Annotated in this window: 17 protein-coding genes; 7 read left to right on the top strand and 10 right to left on the bottom strand. The window is 59.1% G+C overall.

Annotation, left to right across the window (positions count from 1 at the left end; translation table 11 throughout):
• The first annotated feature begins 229 nt into the window (after positions 1-229).
• The 6 genes from AAC691_RS10350 (at position 230) to AAC691_RS10325 (ending at position 5199) form a co-directional block, all read left to right on the top strand.
• On the top strand, positions 230-601 hold the full coding sequence (locus AAC691_RS10350) for a hypothetical protein (RefSeq protein ID WP_342629991.1): 372 nt from the start codon (positions 230-232) through the stop codon (positions 599-601).
• 18 nt (positions 602-619) lie between these two features.
• Positions 620-1087, top strand: a complete 468-nt coding sequence (locus tag AAC691_RS10345; RefSeq protein WP_342629990.1) for a hypothetical protein — start codon at positions 620-622, stop codon at positions 1085-1087.
• Complete coding sequence (locus AAC691_RS10340) at positions 1084-3408, top strand: DotA/TraY family protein (protein ID WP_342629989.1); 2325 nt, start codon at positions 1084-1086, stop codon at positions 3406-3408. Before AAC691_RS10345 ends, AAC691_RS10340 begins: the two co-directional genes overlap by 4 nt.
• Before the next feature lie 243 nt (positions 3409-3651).
• The gene (locus AAC691_RS10335) at positions 3652-4155 is read left to right on the top strand and encodes a hypothetical protein (protein WP_342629988.1); all 504 of its coding nucleotides are present in this window, start codon (positions 3652-3654) and stop codon (positions 4153-4155) included.
• On the top strand, positions 4148-4705 hold the full coding sequence (locus AAC691_RS10330) for a hypothetical protein (protein ID WP_342629987.1): 558 nt from the start codon (positions 4148-4150) through the stop codon (positions 4703-4705). Before AAC691_RS10335 ends, AAC691_RS10330 begins: the two co-directional genes overlap by 8 nt.
• The gene (locus tag AAC691_RS10325) at positions 4702-5199 is read left to right on the top strand and encodes a hypothetical protein (protein ID WP_342629986.1); all 498 of its coding nucleotides are present in this window, start codon (positions 4702-4704) and stop codon (positions 5197-5199) included. The genes AAC691_RS10330 and AAC691_RS10325 overlap by 4 nt, the downstream gene beginning before the upstream one ends.
• 207 nt (positions 5200-5406) lie before the next feature.
• Here AAC691_RS10325 and AAC691_RS10320 read toward each other — a convergent pair whose 3' ends face one another.
• The 10 genes from AAC691_RS10320 to AAC691_RS10280 all read right to left on the bottom strand — a co-directional run bounded on the left by AAC691_RS10320 (position 5407) and on the right by AAC691_RS10280 (position 15472).
• Entirely contained in the window at positions 5407-5934 is a 528-nt protein-coding gene (locus tag AAC691_RS10320) for a YfbU family protein (RefSeq protein ID WP_342629985.1), read from the bottom strand.
• A gap of 250 nt (positions 5935-6184) precedes the next feature.
• Positions 6185-6889 carry a recombinase family protein gene (locus AAC691_RS10315; RefSeq protein ID WP_342629984.1) on the bottom strand — a complete coding sequence of 235 codons (705 nt, stop codon included), beginning with the start codon at positions 6887-6889 and terminating at the stop codon, positions 6185-6187.
• Position 6890: 1 nt separating this feature from the next.
• On the bottom strand, positions 6891-7547 hold the full coding sequence (locus AAC691_RS10310; protein ID WP_342629983.1) for a hypothetical protein: 657 nt from the start codon (positions 7545-7547) through the stop codon (positions 6891-6893).
• A gap of 177 nt (positions 7548-7724) precedes the next feature.
• Complete coding sequence (locus AAC691_RS10305; protein WP_342629982.1) at positions 7725-9683, bottom strand: hypothetical protein; 1959 nt, start codon at positions 9681-9683, stop codon at positions 7725-7727.
• A 260-nt stretch (positions 9684-9943) separates the two neighbouring features.
• Positions 9944-10387: a hypothetical protein gene (locus AAC691_RS10300; protein ID WP_342629981.1), complete on the bottom strand. Its 444-nt coding sequence runs from the start codon at positions 10385-10387 to the stop codon at positions 9944-9946.
• A gap of 500 nt (positions 10388-10887) precedes the next feature.
• Positions 10888-11199: a helix-turn-helix transcriptional regulator gene (locus tag AAC691_RS22320; RefSeq protein WP_408906079.1), complete on the bottom strand. Its 312-nt coding sequence runs from the start codon at positions 11197-11199 to the stop codon at positions 10888-10890.
• A 235-nt stretch (positions 11200-11434) separates the two neighbouring features.
• On the bottom strand, positions 11435-11665 hold the full coding sequence (locus AAC691_RS10295; protein ID WP_342629980.1) for a hypothetical protein: 231 nt from the start codon (positions 11663-11665) through the stop codon (positions 11435-11437).
• 279 nt (positions 11666-11944) lie between these two features.
• Positions 11945-13327, bottom strand: a complete 1383-nt coding sequence (locus AAC691_RS10290) for an FAD-dependent oxidoreductase (protein WP_342629979.1) — start codon at positions 13325-13327, stop codon at positions 11945-11947.
• A gap of 238 nt (positions 13328-13565) precedes the next feature.
• Complete coding sequence (locus AAC691_RS10285; RefSeq protein WP_342629978.1) at positions 13566-14390, bottom strand: alpha/beta hydrolase; 825 nt, start codon at positions 14388-14390, stop codon at positions 13566-13568.
• A gap of 62 nt (positions 14391-14452) precedes the next feature.
• On the bottom strand, positions 14453-15472 hold the full coding sequence (locus AAC691_RS10280) for an alcohol dehydrogenase (protein ID WP_342629977.1): 1020 nt from the start codon (positions 15470-15472) through the stop codon (positions 14453-14455).
• Positions 15473-15621: 149 nt separating this feature from the next.
• Here AAC691_RS10280 and AAC691_RS10275 point away from each other — a divergent pair, with 149 nt between their 5' ends.
• Positions 15622-16563, top strand: a complete 942-nt coding sequence (locus AAC691_RS10275) for a GlxA family transcriptional regulator (protein WP_342629976.1) — start codon at positions 15622-15624, stop codon at positions 16561-16563.
• The last annotated feature ends 74 nt before the right edge of the window (positions 16564-16637 follow it).

The following is a 16637-nucleotide window of genomic DNA, read 5'->3' as shown; positions in this document are numbered from 1 at the left end:
CTTTGACGCGGCGGGGTTCACGATATTCAGACATGAAGACCTCTACGAGATGACGTTCGCGAAGCGAATGTATAATCGAGCATATCAATGCCGACAGGGCATTGAATAGATGACACCCTTATAGCATGGCGGCAGGCATATGGGTACAGATTTCTTTCGGAAAACGTGATTTCTTTCATGCGGTTACGGTACGCTTACCCCTGAAAATATCATCAAACAGGGGGTCAAAATGGCTGACATTGATTCACTCGAAACGGAACTGAAAAAGGCCCAAGAACGCCTCGCGCGGGAACGGCTGGCAGTCCAAAAAATCAAGCGCGCCATGACGAAGAAGAAGAAGGCCGAAAAACGCAATATCGAAGCACAGGCGTTGTGTGCGCTCGGTCGCGGGATTGTCGAATTCTGTGACGACGACAGCAACGGAAATCATGCTTCTGCCGTGGTCGATTTCCTGCGCGCTTACATCGTCCGGGAGAGTGATGTTGACGCCATTCTTTTCACGCTCTCCGGCAGGCGCGTTGCCGATGCGGTCCGTGTGCCGAAACCGTCCATCGTCGCAGTGCCGGAACCGGCCATGCCGTCCATCGAAATCGTGGACTGAGGAAAGGGGACGACGACGATGCGATTCAATCTGAAATTCCTGACGGGCGCGGACGATATTCTTGCGTCAGCGGGCGCGATAAAAAGACAAGTCGTGGGTCCCGTTTTACGCTTCAATAGCATGTTCAAAAAGCAGCCGGTTCAAACCCTGCCGACAGAATCAAATGACCCTGCCGAACGGTTCAAAGTTGCGGCGCGCGTCTATGCTATTAGTGCCCCCGAAATTGAGCGCAGAACGCGTGTTTCGGCGTGGCTGTTCTGGCTATCTGCTGCGCCCGTATTTCCGCTTCTCGGGCTTTGCGGCGCGCGCGCTGGTGACGGCGATTACAGCACCGCCATCATCGCGGCCTCGGCTTGTCTTTATTGCTCTGTCCAGGCGCTCAAAAGCGGCTTTGCAAACTATCAGTTTCGGACGCGCTCGCTGATGTCGTTCCGGTCGTATCTAGGAACCGACATGCTGCCAAAATTTCGGAGCAATAAGTCATGAAAAAATTTGTCTCCATCGCCATCCTTTTCGCCGCGTTCCCGGCCCTGGCGCATGCGGCCGCGTCGATTACGGCAGACGAGGCGACATGCAGCGCCTCGGGGACCCTTTTGACGCAAGCCCTGACCGCGCCATGCGCAAGCGACTGGTGGCGGCAAAGTTTGGAATCCATTTTCCCGGGCGTCGGACCGCTGAATGGCAACGCAAGCCAGGCGGCGCAGGGGTTGTTTGCTGCCTCGGGCGGGTTCCTCGCCGTCCTGTCGGCGGTCGCCGTGGCGATGCTGTCCTGGCACGCCATCTCGGGCACCGTCGCAACGGCTCATGAAGGCACGATTCTCGGGCAGAACTGGCATACCGTGTGGGCTCCGTTGCGGCTCTGCTTCGGGTTCGGGATGCTGGCACCGGCTGCGAAGGGGGTCTGTCTCGCACAAGTCCTTGTAATCTATGTCGCTCTTTACGGCGGCTCGCTGGGGAATCTCGTCTGGTCCACGTATTCAACCGGCCTCGTCGCTCCGTCTCTGAATGCGCCTCCGCTGCCCGCTACCGGGGCATTGGTGCGCGATTTCACGGAAGCAGAACTATGCAGACAAGCCCTGATTTCCGATGGCGCACTGACCGGCCCGCTGTTCGACCTGCCGACCACGATGCCGGGCGAGACGGTCGGGGGCACAACAGGCGAAAATATCGAGGTATCGCTGGGCAATCTGTATAACTCGATGGCCGCCCGGTTTACCGGCGGTAATCTGACGTCTTCCGCGCAGTCAAACCGGCATCTCATCACATGGAATTACGGTGTGTGCGGCACGATTTCGGGGACGTTCGCGGTCGGCAGCGGTGGCGATTCTACGGTTACGGCGTTCGATAAATCCCGGCTTGCCGCGATTGAACAAGCGCGGTCGGCTATCAGCCGGGGCATCGCACAGTTCATCGACTATCAGAAAAACCCCGCGAATTACGAAGGCCAAATGCCGACGAATCAAATACCGGATGTCGCCCGGACGGCCTTCATACAGTCAATTAGCGATGCTAAGTCCACCCTTGATACCGAATTTCAGGCGGACGGACAGGTATTGATTGATGTTCAGGGCGGAACTAATAGTAATGTTTCTTCATTTCTGAATGACGGCAACAAATATGGGTGGCTGACGGCAGGCATGTTCTATATGTCCATCGCGCGTCTTCAATCCGCCGCATACTCGCTTGCGTCGGATATTCCGCAAGTGTCCATTCCTCCAATGTCGAACACTGACAGGTCGGAGCATATCGACCTGAAAACATGGAGTTATGCCGGGAACTACGTGAGGGCCGGTGAATCCATCTTGCAGCCCCTGACGATTCAGTGGAACGCCAGCGACGACACTGCGGACCTGCGGAATGCCGCCCTGGCTGGCTCGACCCAAGGCAGCACGGCAAGCCTGCATGGGGTCCAAAAATGGCTGTTCGACAAGATTTTTAGTATAGGAAACAAATACTTAGTTGGCATCAACCCGGCTAACGGTTCGCCTATCCAGCAGCTTGCCGACTTCGGAAACGAGGTGCTGAACACGATTTCGGTCGTCATCCTGGGCGGGCTGGCGGCGGGCACCATGCTCGGCGGGCCTGCTGGGGCGGGGGCGCTTGCGGGGGCGGTCGCGTCTGGTCCGCTGTCGTTCGTCGGCATTGTTCTCGGCATGCTGCTGCTGGTCGGTGTTGAGCATGCCTACATTATTCCCATGATGCCGTTCGTTGAGTTTACGTTCGCATCAATCGGTATTCTGATTACCGTCGTTGAAGCGTTCATGGTGTTACCCGTCTGGGCATTCATGCACGTTCGCATGGATGGGTCGGAATTCATCAACGAACAGCAGAAGTCCGGATATGTGCTGCTCCTATCGCTGTTCTTGAGAATCCCCCTGACCGTTTTCGGCCTGATTCTCTCGCTGCAAGTCATGAACGCGGGCGTCTGGCTGGTGTCTCGCTCGTTCTCCGTGGCGGCGCTGGCGGGGACTGCGGACAGCGGACCGGGCATTATCGGGGCGGTCGTAATGCTGGTTTTGGAGGCATGGATGACGTGGAAAATTACGACCGCAAGCTTGCGCTTGATGACCAGCATGCCGGAACTGGCGGGAAAAATCATCGGATGGGCTTCTGACAGCCTGCGCACCGAAAGTCCTTCTCACTTTGTCGGCGGGGTCGTGGGGCGGACGGCTGGCGGCGCTGGGCACGGTATTGCGAAAGTTGGCGAGAAAGGTGCGGGCGGAAAGGGTGGCAGTGAAGAAGGCGGCCAAGGCGCTGGCGGGGCTGGCGGCGGGATGGCGACGACCGAACGCCCAGTGTCGTCCTGACCCGCGCCACGCGGGGCGGTTCGCCGCCCTGCCGGGTGCCCTTGCGCAACCGCCAGGGCGACAAGCCCAGGCGGTGAGCATGCCGTGATGATGACGGCATGATACCGGTATGAAATACGATAGAGAAACGTGGAATTGCCGGCCTATATCCGGTCGATTGCATAGCGCGCGTGGCCGATTTCTCATACGGATGGCATGTCGGGCGTACTATAATTCATGAAATGACAAGGAAGGGGACGGCGCATGACAATGCTCGATACAATCAAGAAAGGCCGATTGCCGCTGATTGACCCCGCCCACGCCCACACCCATTGGGAAGAGCTGTTGCAAGATGGCACAACGAAGGCCGCCCGGCTGGTGACTGAAACGCATGAGTTCGGAGAGGGAAAAATCCGCCGACTGCGCACAGTCCGCCGCCCACGCCGGGATTTCCTCCTGCCTTCCGGTGCAGCCATCATCTATTTGGAAATTTGGAGCAACAACGCACGCCACCCGTTCGAGACCGTTGGGATTTTATATAATTGCAACCACAATATGTTCTCCATCACAGAAGGTCGCGGCTGGCCAGGGCGCGACCCACATCTGTTACCTGCATTGTTCCGCATCGAATACCACGCCGGTGGAATGAGGCTTGCAGAAGACAGGGACAGGGGCGGCGATTGGCGAACATTCACACAAGCCGGCGGCCTGCTGGGCGACGCTCTGCGGGCGCTGGATGCGGTTGCACGTGAGAAGCAGAATGCTTGATTCTCTCAAGTCCGGCCCGCCTCCGCTTCTGTATCCCTGCGCCGCAACCGGTCTGGTCGATGCCGTCCAGCAGGCCGCCCGGCAGGCATCGGAAACGCTGACGTTCGACAGTGCGGCGGTCGGACGACTGCGCGCAACCCGTCGCCCCCGCCATGATTTCCGTCTGCCGCCGGGTGCGGGTGGCGTCATTTTCTTGGAAATATGGGCCGATGACGCGCTGTGCCGGCCGCACGCAATCGGGGTTCTGTATGCCGGTGCGCATCGTGAGTTCGCGATTGTGCTGGGAAAGGGCTGGCCGGGGGCGGACCCGGAGATTCTGCCCGCGCTGTTCTCGGCCAGCGCGGGCGGCGTGGTGCGGTTTCGGTGTGATGATGCGGTGCGGGCGTCGGTTGCGCGGACCGCCGGGGACGTGATGGCGGATGTGCTGCGGGCTCTCGATGCGGTGGCGCGGGAAGGCGGGGTGGACGTGGCTGGCGAGGAAGACAGGCCGGACTTGCCGGATTTTGCGGAGGGCGGCTGGGGGGAACTGGATGTGGGAGATTTAGCGTGATTGAGACAAAAGAAGAAATGCGCGGGATGAACGGTGACATTCCGACACTGTTCTTCAAGAATAGTGCTGGCGAGTGGGTCGATGCGCTGGACTGGATAAGATTCGCGAAGCTCTCCCGGCCGCAAGTCCACGAGAAAGGGGAACTTCGCACGGTCAGTATTAGAGCGGGCGGCTTAAATACAGACTCAATCGTTTACGGCTTGAGCGCAGATGGCGTGGTAATCCCGACGCCTGACGGACCGTGGACGCGGCTGTTTCACAATGGAGTTGACGCAACGGATGAGTTCATGGCCGTGATTACGGGTGAAGTCGCAACAGACGACACGACTGCACTGATGTCGCGTATACAGAAGAACTCAAAAGCTGGCCGACATTCAGAGGCCGCGTTCGACATGCTCTGGCTAGCATATGTCGTCGCTGGACGCGATACCGTCGAAAGGCTGAAGGAAATCACCGTTCGCAAAGGCAAGGAATGGCACTGGCCCGGCTCGTGAAGACGATGATAAATAGTCAGCTTGCTGACTTCCTTTCGCATCGCGGATGCGTTGCGTTGTCCCGGCACATAGCGGGTAGCGTTGTCCCCGCATTCCAGCCCGCCAGGGCCGTAGGCGTAGCCGGAGCATATCCCCAGCGGCGGAAGGGCGTCTTTGAGCGTAGCCAAGGGAGCCGCTGGGGATATGTGGTATGTGGGGGTAACGCGGTCAACCTTTGACGGTTCTGCCATAGCCAGCCTCTAGAATACGTTCGAGTGCCTGGAAAGAAAGCCGTCTTCCCATACTTTCGAGGCGCAGGGGGGCAAATACCGAAAACATGCGCCGATATCTTTCAAGTGTTATCGGAGAATGACTATTGAGTTCCCTGTCTTTGAAACGGGAAAAGCGCTCCAGTTGGCCTGTAAGCATTCTGACGACGCCCATATGCCAATGTTCGTTATTGCCGTCGAAACCAACGAATATCTTGTCAAAGTCATAAGAGAAATGCTCATCTAGACGCCTCATCTCTCCTTCGGGAAGGTTTTGGATGCTACTCTCTAGAAAGTCACACATGTCCAGAATGTCGATGACCTCCTTTACGACTTCCGGAGGGCAGCTATTCGGTGGGAAAATCCCCGAATACCTGAAAGGAATTGCCCAGTAATCTGCGCCGCACAAGGCTTCGATGATGAAGGTAGGGTCAATCTCGGGTTTTTTCACAACCGCTCGGTGAATTTCAGCCAACATCACGGTCATTAGCTTTTCCGGACTGGAAAAGTTCATGTTATCCGCAGAATATGATTGAAGACCCATTTCAACCAAAGACCTCACGGCTTCGGCTCTCGATGGTTCGCTTGGTCGGGAAAGCCGCCAGGCGTCTACCCGTGCAAGGAATGACTCATCTAGGCGGAGTTCAAATCGTTCTGACTTTGGAGGCATTGGACACCTGCGCTTTGGTTACGTACACATACGGTAAATGTACGTAAACAAAGAGTCAAGCCGATTCTCATGCCGCCCGGATTGCATCTTCAATGTCAATCTGCCGAGGTTCCAGCCGGTCGAGCATCGCGTTAGCCCGGCGCAGGCGCTCCCGGTCTGCGGGCGTCTTGAAGTCCTCGTCATCAAGCGTCGTTTCCCGGCCTGCTGCGGCACGCTGGGCGACGCCTCGGCTGACATTGAAAAGTCGCTGGATTTCGGTGATAGACCGGCCCTCCGCCCGCATCTGCATTGCATGCTGTCGCTGGCGGGATGTCAGCGTCGGGCGTCTGCCACCCCCGACGCCTTGACGGCCTGCCTTTGCGCGCTTCTCGCGGGCGTCTTCAAGCCCGGCGGCCTGGCGTTCGGCCCGAAGTTCTGTTTCGAGTTCGGCGACGGCTAGCAGGGCATGCAGCATGAATCGGCCTTCCGGGGTGCTTGAGTCAGCACCGCCGGTCAGGGCCTTGATATTTACCTTACATTCCATCAGTCGGGCGGCAACCTGGGCGCATTCGATGAATGTGCGCCCGAGGCGGTCCACTTTCCAACACATCACGATGTCGCCCGGCTGAATGGCGGCAAGAAGCCCGTTCAGGCCCGGACGGTTCACAACGCGTCCGGTCGATTTGTCTTGAAAGATGCGGTCTTTCGGGATGCCAGCCGCCCGCAAGGCTTTTACTTGCGGGGTAATGTTCTGACGGGGCGTGCTGACGCGGGCATATCCGTATGTTGTCATGTCAATCCTCATCATACTGCGGCCTGAAATTCGGAAAGAAATAATATTCCTCGCGCTCGTCTGCAATTTCTTTCAGAACGTCTAGTTCAACCTTCCTCCTATTAGACTCACTTACGAGGGGGTCCAAATCTTCTTCTTTTGGATTGCCACAAAACTCATTCGCAAGCACGCGTATTTTTACCTCCGTTTCTTCTAATTTAACCTCCGCTACTTTCAACATGAATCCCAATCCCCACCCCACAATATCCACCCCATATCCCGCGAAGGCACCTTCCACGCCTAGCCTCAAATTTCGAAGATGCTCTTTTTTTGTCTCGTATTCATCTCTCGCTTTTCTCAAATCCTCACGCCATTCCCGCCTTTGCGCTCCGGTCATGGGGCAGTCATCTTCTATCAACTCCTGTTCAATGTCCGCCGTCCTGCCAATGTCCTCTCTTGCAGAGAGAGCGTCCATTCCCGCGTCTTTCCACTCTTGCAAGCGTTCCGGACCAATCTTCGACACCAGCGCGTCCCTCGCGATTGCCCCCGCAATCTGCTTGTGATGCTCCACGTGATGATTCATCATGCCGTAATCCACCTTCTTTTTCCCCATCAGCACCACCCAGGCTTCATTGATGTGATGCCTTATTCTCGCACCAGTCTCGGCTTCACTCATCATAATTGCCCCCGAAGTTACGGTACAGAAAACGATACGAGGAAAGTCCCGTTCGTCCTGTCCTGATGTCATTATACCAAATTCTATAGAATTTGGTACAGCAAACTTTGCGTAAACTCGATTTTATCAATTTATAGGTGAATTTTTATTTGTACTTTGCAAATGAATTCCTGCTCATCATCACCCTTGTCGCGCTTGCTTGCTCTTCCGGCGCTCGAACATGAGTTCGCTCAAAAGCACGTCGTCGTTCGCTGCTCGGCATGCTGCTTCGGCTCGTTCGAACGCCTCCGTCTCTTCTGAGAGCATGCGCATCCAATCGCTCGACCCGACCCGACAATCCCTGCTCGCCATCTTGCGATATGCTGCGATTAGTTCTGTCGGTGCTGGTGCTGGGCGGGCGGCGATGGTGGCGGAATGCTCGGCCCGCTGGTCGGCGATTACCCGCGCCCATGTGCCTGCATCATTCCCGCCGCCTTCGGCGTTCGGGCTGCTCGCGGCGCGTTCGTTTATCGCTGCGCTCGGCTGGTCTGCCGGTGTCCTGGGCGACAGGCGCAGACAAGCAGGCCGGGCGGCCTTGGCAGGGACCGGCGGATTGATGATTTCATCAAGCACCTGCCCAGCCCGCTTCCTCCATTCGTTCTCCGTCTCTCTCGATATTCCGCAGTCTACCGCCTCTTTTTCTGTCTCTCCGGTCGCCAGTTCGCGCACATATGAGATGAAGGCCCAGCGTCGCCGCGCTGCCTGGACGACCTCCGCCAGCCGCTCCCTCACGTCTGCTGGGCGGCCGGTCGAGACGGCCCGAACGATACCGGGTAGATAGCCATGGGCTTCATTCATGACTTGCGCGACGTCATAAGGCCGGGAGCGGACAGCTTCACGGATAGGACAGCATGCGTTACCATTTCCTGAGTTGTTATAAGATTTGGGTAGACGTGACCGAAGCCAGTCCGCCAGCGCGGTCTTCGCATCGTCGCCCGACCGCCGGATTGCCGTCCCCACGGACTGGTCGGCGAGATGGCGGGCGCGCTTGATATCGTCGTCTAGGTCGCACCCCTCAATCGCGGCGGGGTTCAGGCCGACGCCGCCGTTGTTCGCGATGATGAGATTCGTTCTTAACTCCGACCCGTCGCCGCGATAGTGAACAAGTGCGCGGGCAGCGGGCTGGCGGCATGATGTCTTCGGCGCGCGGGTCTGCAATGGCTGCATTTCAATGCTGGTGCCACCCTTTCCATATTTTGGCCGAAACCCGCCGTCGTTCATTTCTGCCCGCCAGCACTTATAATCACCGATTGGCACGTATAGATTCTTACATTGTCTTGTTTCCAGATGATAAATAAGAAGAGCTTCGGGGTCCAGGTCTTCGCATTTCTTCACCTTCGGCGAGGCATACTTTCCTGCGCGCCCGTCATCCTGTTCTTCTTCGTCTTCTTCACTTTCGGGGACGTAAACTTCAAAACCTCTGGCGGCCAAATACTTATTGATTTTGTTCAGAATGAATTGAAAATCTTCAGGCGTATACAATTCGCTCATGTCGATATCGATGCCGATATGGTAATGCCGCTTAACAATCCAGCCGCCTTTTTCCAAAACGTCGTGTGTCCCGCAATATTGCGGGAACACGATGCCATGCAGCAACTTGCTCTTCCTGCGCATGTCGTCGAGCGCCTGCTTCATGCAGCCGTAATTTCGATTTCCTTCTGCCCGCAAGCGTCTGACTTCATGCACACCATCCGAATGACGTGCATGGTCAACTGCCGTCATGCGAATCTGAATGTGCTTGATGTTGCGGCGCGCTCGCTCGTTCCCGGAGCAGTATGCCGAGAACCATTTTCCCCAGTCCGCCGCTTCGCGCACCGCTTGCGTCTCAAAAAGTCGGCTTCGCACGAGAAGCGCGGATACCGGTATTTTTGATGGCGATATGCTTGCCGCGTCGAAAACTGCGGCAGGGTTGCTCGCGAATAATGAAAAGCCGGTCTTCTCTTTGATGCGTCTCGCCAAATCAATGTCGCGGGTCGTCGCGCTTTCCTGACTGTGAGCAAAGCCGGCAATCTCGATTTCAGGAGCCTGGACGGCATGGGTCGATGCGAACCGCTGCCGGTCCTCCGCATCGACCCAAAACTGCCGTCTGTCCGCACCCATAAAAAAACACCCATCGTTGGTGCGATGAGTGTTGAAAGCCGGCCGATGGCGGGGTTATCTTCTGCTCATCGCGTCGTCGTCGTCGCGCTTCTTTGAAGCCCGCTCTTTCCGTAGGTCTTGCTGGACCGATGACCGGAAGGGCGGGCTTTCTCTATATTGAACAGTCATGGGATGCATGATTTCAACGTTCCCGTGCTGTTCCTGTGATGATTTCTGACTGGCAGGGTTAGCCAGGGCGCTTAACCCTAGCTTGCTGGGTGTCAGGCGAGGTTGGCAAGTTCCGCATCTAGCGTCTCGATGAGATACCTGACGGCCTCGGAAACCAGCCATTCCCGCACCTCCTTGCCCGCCCGTCCGTGCAGGTGGTGTAAGTCCACCGGCACCCATTCGGCATCTTCAATTGTTCCGGTCCCTGCAACCTTCTGTTCGACTTCTCTCCCGCCGCACGTCGCCCGCCATGCGCCATCAAGAAGAGCGAAGCCGGTATCGTTCGCGAGCATTCTTCCGTTCACCAGAACGCCGCCGACCGCCGCACTGAACGCGAATGTTTCTTCGTGGCGTGTGCCGACAGGGAACGTCGCCGCTGCGTGCAGTGGTGTTCCGTCGTCCTGCACGATGTCCCGAATGTCAATTCTGTAGTCCAGGGCTCCGGCCAGGCGGTCGGAGACGCTACGGATTTCTTCGGCTGTCAGTTGCGCACCCATGGTTCAGTTCTCCCTGATTCGATTGGGGCATTGCGCGCAAACGCGCGCCCTTAACAATTTGCTCGCACAAGAAAAAATGCAGCATGCGAGCACGACGATTAGAAACGGCACAAAGGCTTCCGGCGGAAAGTTCCTAAACAGGACACTGAACAGTCCAGATGTGGGCATGTGCTGTTGAGCCCAGTCCTTAGTCAACCATCCGATTAAGGCCAGGATTGGAAGAACAACGCACATGACGCAGATGCCGACGACAACGTTAACAACAGCGTTAACAACATCGAGTGCAATTGCTCGAATGATGCGAAAGCTATTCTTGCTCACTAGATACACCTTTCCCGTTGCCCGCTGCCGGTGACAGCGGGCTTATTGCTGATTTGCTGTTCGATTGACCGCCCTGTCGTCAGGTCGCGATTACGTAATCGCGACCTGTGGCCTCGGGGGGGGGGTGCCCTCTGTCGGCATGGGTGCGGGCTTGTGCGCGGCAGGTTGCGTGCCATCGTTCAGCCCTCCGCCTGTTGTTGGCGCGCGGCGAATTCGGACTTCCTCGGCCTGCCTCGACCGCGCGACTGCCGCGCGTAGACTGAGCCGTCCGCCAGAGCGGCCAACCACGCGTCTAGGTCGGCAGGGCGATAGACGATTCGTCTGCCGATTCGGAGATATGTCGGGCCAGGGGGAAGGGGCTGTTCGGCGGACGAACGGCGGCGTGGCCCATCGACTCGGAGTCGATAAAGATAATCCGCGCTTAAGCCCAAGCGGGCGGCGGCTTGACGTTCTGTCAGAACAATGGGGTCAAGAGTGGTCGTGATACGCATGGCGAACCACCCTCCTTTCAGAGAAGGTGTGTCCGAGAGGCTTGAGCGGCCTTCAGTCTATAGGCGATGCTGGCTGCGTTATCGACCGGTCATGACGGTCGCCACCATCCCACTCCCAGCCCCCAATACCGTCTGCCAGGGGGACATGGGCTCGCACGGGGGTTTTCACCCGGCTTTCCCTGTTCACGTCTTGCTCAAGCGTCGGACCGTTCGCACGGCCTAAACGTCAATAATTTCAGTAGCCCACATCGAGACGAAAGGCAACGGGAAATGCCGCCTTTTGCGGAATTAAACCGACGACATCGGACTGACCTGACCGGATGCCGTCGATATACCTGTTGAAATGGCGTTCACGATAATGTGAAAATTGGGCGAAGTCCGCTGGCGTCCGGTGCCATTTTTTGTGCCAATTTGTGCCAATCGCCCCCCGGCTTGTGCCAATTTCTGCCGAATTAAGCCGAGTCATGCCGAATTTAAGTCATTGATTTAAAATTAGAAATATAAAAATGGCGGCTTTCTGCGCCCCAAAAGCTCGGACTGTAAATCCGCTGGCGTGCGCCTACGTTGGTTCGAATCCAACCCCTTCCACCAATTTTCAGAAAACTCATCAATAAAATCAGTGGTTATCGATCTGTCTCGATCGACACCCCTCTTACTGCCCACCTTGGCGACTGCGTTACACAGCGTCATCAGGACGCCCATCGCGTCGCGGGCGCACCGACGCGGCGCCTCGGTACGCCACTGCTCAAGCCCTGGGAACAGCACTGAAGAGCGCGTTAAGTCCTTCGGCATTCGTCGGGTGTGCGATAATCGCGTCCCGTATTGCCGTGTAGGGTAGCCCAGCGAGCATTGCGACATGAACCGCTGCCATCACTTCTCCACCTTCGGCGCCGAGCATCGCGAAGCCGAGAAGGCGATCGTCCGGGCCTATGATTGCCTTCATGAAGCCGTCACGGCGACCCGTGGTGCGGCTACGAAGCACGCGCGCCATCGGCAACTTCGCGACACGCACATCATGTCCTAGTGCCTTTGCCTCCGTTTCGGTCAGTCCCGTGCGGCCGAGCGGCGGATCGGTGAACAGGCAATAAGGCATGAGGCGATCGCGTGTGGATCGATTCCCTCCCGCGAGGTTATCCCGTATAATGCGAAAATCGTCGAGTGATGCATGGGTGAAAGCTGGGCTGCCTGCGCATTCGCCGATGGCCCAAATGCCCGGTGTCGTGGTCTCCAGCCGTTCATCAACGGCGATCATGCCGCGCGGCGTGAGTGCGACACCAGCCTCTTCCAGACCGATCCCGCGCGTATTGGGGCGCCGCCCGGCGGCCACCAGGATATGCGAAGCGCCGATCGACCATTCCGCGTCCTCATTCGCAACGCTCACCTCGACGGCATCACCTGAGCGCCCTCTGACGGAGCGGATATTCACGCCGGTGTGGATGATGATGCCCTCGGCCTCCAGCAGGCGACGCAGTTCGCCGCTCACATCGGCATCCTCGCGTGACGCAATCTGGCTTCCCGTCTCAAGCAGCGTAACCTCGGCGCCGAAACGACGATAGGCTTGGCCCAACTCGAGCCCGACATACCCGGCGCCAATGATGAGGAGATGCCGGGGCAAGGCGTCGAGTTCGAGGATTTCCACATGGGTCATGGGCATGGCTTCGGCGAGACCCGGAACGGCAGGAATTTCCGCGCTCGTTCCGAGATTGAGCACAATCTTCTCCGCCGTCAGATCTCGCCTGCCGCCGTCATTCAATTCGACGCGGACCCGGCGTGGACCAGTAAGCTGCGCGTGCCCCATCGCCAGCTCGGCCCCGCTGCTCCGGAAGAGATCGAGATGCATGTCGATCAAGCCGCGAACCATCTCGCGCTTCCGTTCGACAACACGGCGCATGTCCACCGTCATCGACTCCACGCCTATGCCCATCTGCGCCGAATGGCGCACGCTATGCGCCGTCTCCGCACTCCAGATTTCATTCTTGCTGGGCAGGCAATTGGTGTTCGGGCACGATCCGCCGATCCACCGCCGTTCAACCACGACCACTTTCTGTCCCTGCCCAGCCAGGGTCCAGGCGAGATATTTTCCGCCTTCCCCACTGCCGATCACGATCAGGTCGTAATGTTCGCTCATCGTTCTTGCCTCACAGGCTTCATTCCCGCGCTGTCGCCGCCGCCGGAACGCGATCACGACCGCGCTTCGCGAGAGGGTTGATACACCGGACAAGTTCTGCGGATTTCGTCTTGACCAGGCCGCCGCCGTTGGAACCAGTCCATTTTGCGAATGGGCGTTATTCGAAGCGATAATCCGAGAGATCCACACCAACGATCGTCTCGGGAAAAGTCACCCTCAGTCGCCGCCAGCGCTCCCCTTACTCGTCCAGGAAAGTTCGGCAATGGGCGACGAACCTCGCGGGATATCGGAACAAGGCGCCGTGGCCGGAGTCCGGATAGATGATGAGCTGCGCATTCCCCATCGCCTTGAACATGTTGTAGGCGTTGATGCTGGGAAACATGGTGTCGTCGCTGCCGTGGACGATCAGCGCGGGCTGCGCGACGGCGCGAAGCGTCGCCTCGCCCTCGTCCTTGCGGGCACACCATCCGATGATCGCCTTGGCCTGTGGTGCGCTGACAGCGTCGCCGCTGTCCGGATCACGCTCCTCCGAACGTGCCGTGGCGCGTGCCACGAACGCCCGGCCGGCGCGCTGGCTTTCTTCGGTGGGCGTGAAAAACAGGGGCAAACGCACATCCGGCGCGGCCTTTGCGAACGCATCCTCCACCACGGCGAGCAGATGTTCCTCGCCGCCACGCGGCGCCGCGCCGACGATGATGATCCTGCGGATCAGGCCAGGATGCCGCGCGGCCAGGACCTGGGCGAGCATGCCTCCGAGGGAAAAGCCGAGAAGGTCGACCAGAGGCAGGCCAAGGCCACGGATGAACGCCTCGGCATCCGCCGCCATCTGTTCAACAGTGTCGGGTGTCCGGCCGGTCGAGGTGCCAATGCCGAGATTGTTGAACACAATGACTGGCCGCGTTTCCGCGAGGCTGTTGACCACTGCCGGATCCCAGGCATCCATCGTCCCGGTGAAGTGCTGCAGCAGGACGAGCGGTGTCCCCGCCGTCGGGCCGAGCCGGCGGAAGGCAAAGCGGACATTGTCGGCGTCCAGATATTCTGTTCTTGCGGTTTCAAGCGACATGATTGTTCCTTCGTGAACTGCACCGCTCGATGCAGAGTCGATCCGGCCGATCGGCGGCGTATCTACATGGTGAGAACGATACGGAAACGGGCTTCGCCCGCCATCATCCTGCGATAGGCCTCCGGCGCGCGTTCCAAGGGGATCGTCTCGATCATGGCCGCTACGCCAGCCAGCGAACTGAAGCGCAACGTGGTGTCCGCCGTCGCGGGATCGCCGGTCAGCGCACCTTCGATAGACCGCCCCCCGAACAGGAGGTCCGAGGTCGCAACCTGTACGGGTTCGGAGGATGCGCCGAGCGCGATGATGCGGCCGCGCGGACGAAGCCCCTTCACGGCCTCCGCGACCACCGTGCCGCCCGATGCCGTCGCGACGACAAGATGGGCGCCTCCCAGTTCCTGCAGCGCGGTCGCGATCGCGACCGCCGAGCTGTCGATGTAATGGTGGGCGCCCAGCTTCGTGGCGAGCCCGCCCTTGTCCGGCCCGCGGCCAATGGCGACCACCTCGAACCCCATCCGCCGGGCGAATTGCACCGCGAGATGGCCCAGTCCGCCTATGCCGATTATGGCCACGAGATCGCCCGCGCGCGCCTGAGAATTGCGCAAGGCACTGAAGGTGGTGAGGCCGGCGCAGAGCAGCGGCGCAGCCTCCTCGGATGAGAGGCTATCCGGGATCGACACCAATCCGCTGGCTCGCGCGATCATATATTGCGCGTAGCCGCCGTCATGGTGGATGCCGGTGAACTCCTGGTTTCGGCAATTGACGAGGTCGCCACGGCGACATTCGCCGCAATGGCCGCAGCTCCCGCCAAGAAAGCCGACACCGACGCGTTGCCCCGGCGCCCAACCTTCGACATTGCTGCCGATCGCATCGATGACGCCCACGGCCTCATGGCCCGGAACGCGCGGCCATGCGATCGGGAAAGCTCCCTCGACCGTCGCCGCGTCGGAATGGCAGACCCCGCAGGCTTGCACCCGGATGCGCACTTGTCCGGTGCCGGGCGCGCTGATCGGCTTCTGGGTCAATTCGAGCTGACCGGGCGCGATGGCCTGAACGGCGGTGTATGTTATCGGGTGGCTCGACATGAAAGCTCCGGCATCTGAAAAATCTGTCAGAGCCCTATCAGTGGTTATCCGGGGCTGACAGGACGTAGATGCCGTCATTCCGGCCATGAACATGGCGAAACGCCGTTCGAACACCTATTTGGACGGGCAGCAGCCGTCGCGGAGAAAGCATGAAGATCGGCCTTGTCCTTTGCCCGGGTTTCCAACCCGTCTGCTTCGGCGCCGTCGCGGCGTTCGATGTCGCCAACAAGCAGGCCGGCGAAAGGCTCTACGACATGCGCGTCCTCTCGGAAGAAGGGGGGGTGATCGCCTCGTCGTTCGGTATCCAGGTCATGACGGAGCCATTCGACGATGCGCCCTATGACACGCTGATCGTCGCCGCGGGCCTCGAGATACCGACGTCGTCGCCGGGGCTGGTGCGGCTGCTTCGCGCGGCCGCCCGCGACGCGCGACGGGTTGCCGCCATCTGCCTGGGCTCGTTCGTTCTGGGCGATGCCGGTCTGCTGAACGGTCGGCGCGCCACGACCCATTGGCGTTACGCGCAGACGCTGCAGGATCGTTTCCCCAGTTGCGAGGTCGATATGGACAAGATCTTTATCGCCGACGGACCGATCTGGACATCGGCCGGCATGTCGGCGGGAACGGACCTTGTCGTGGGCATGATCGAGCGTGACCATGGCCCCGATGTCGCGCGTTCGGTTGGGAAGGGCATGGTCATGTACCATCGCCGCTCCGGCGGACAGTCGCAGCATTCCACCTTGCTGGATCTCGGCGGCAACGAGGACAGAGTCCAGCGTGCGCTGAACTACGCCCGTCAGAATCTGGCCGCGAGCCTGACGATCGACGACCTCGCTGAGGCCGCGTGCCTCAGTCCCCGGCAGTTCACGCGGCTGTTTCGGTCGGCAACCGGCACCACGCCGGCGAAGGCGGTCGAAGCGCTGCGGGTCGAAGCTGCGCGGTTGATGCTGGAACAGAGCCGGTTGCCGATCGAGGTCATCGCCCGCGAGGTGGGATTTGCGAACCGGGAGCGGATGCGCTTGGCATTCGTCCGGGTGCATGGGGACGTTCCGAGAGCCATCCGCAATGACGCCGGACCGCTCGCCACGCTTTAGCCGGCGCCTGGAGAAGCACCGATCTCGAAGCGCGCTCCTCGTGCCGCCTTCTGGAGCCATATCCGTTCACGCCG

The organism is Nguyenibacter vanlangensis (assembly GCF_038719015.1).
In the GTDB taxonomy this organism is placed as follows: domain Bacteria; phylum Pseudomonadota; class Alphaproteobacteria; order Acetobacterales; family Acetobacteraceae; genus Gluconacetobacter; species Gluconacetobacter vanlangensis.
This window is presented reverse-complemented; position numbering and strand designations above follow the sequence as displayed.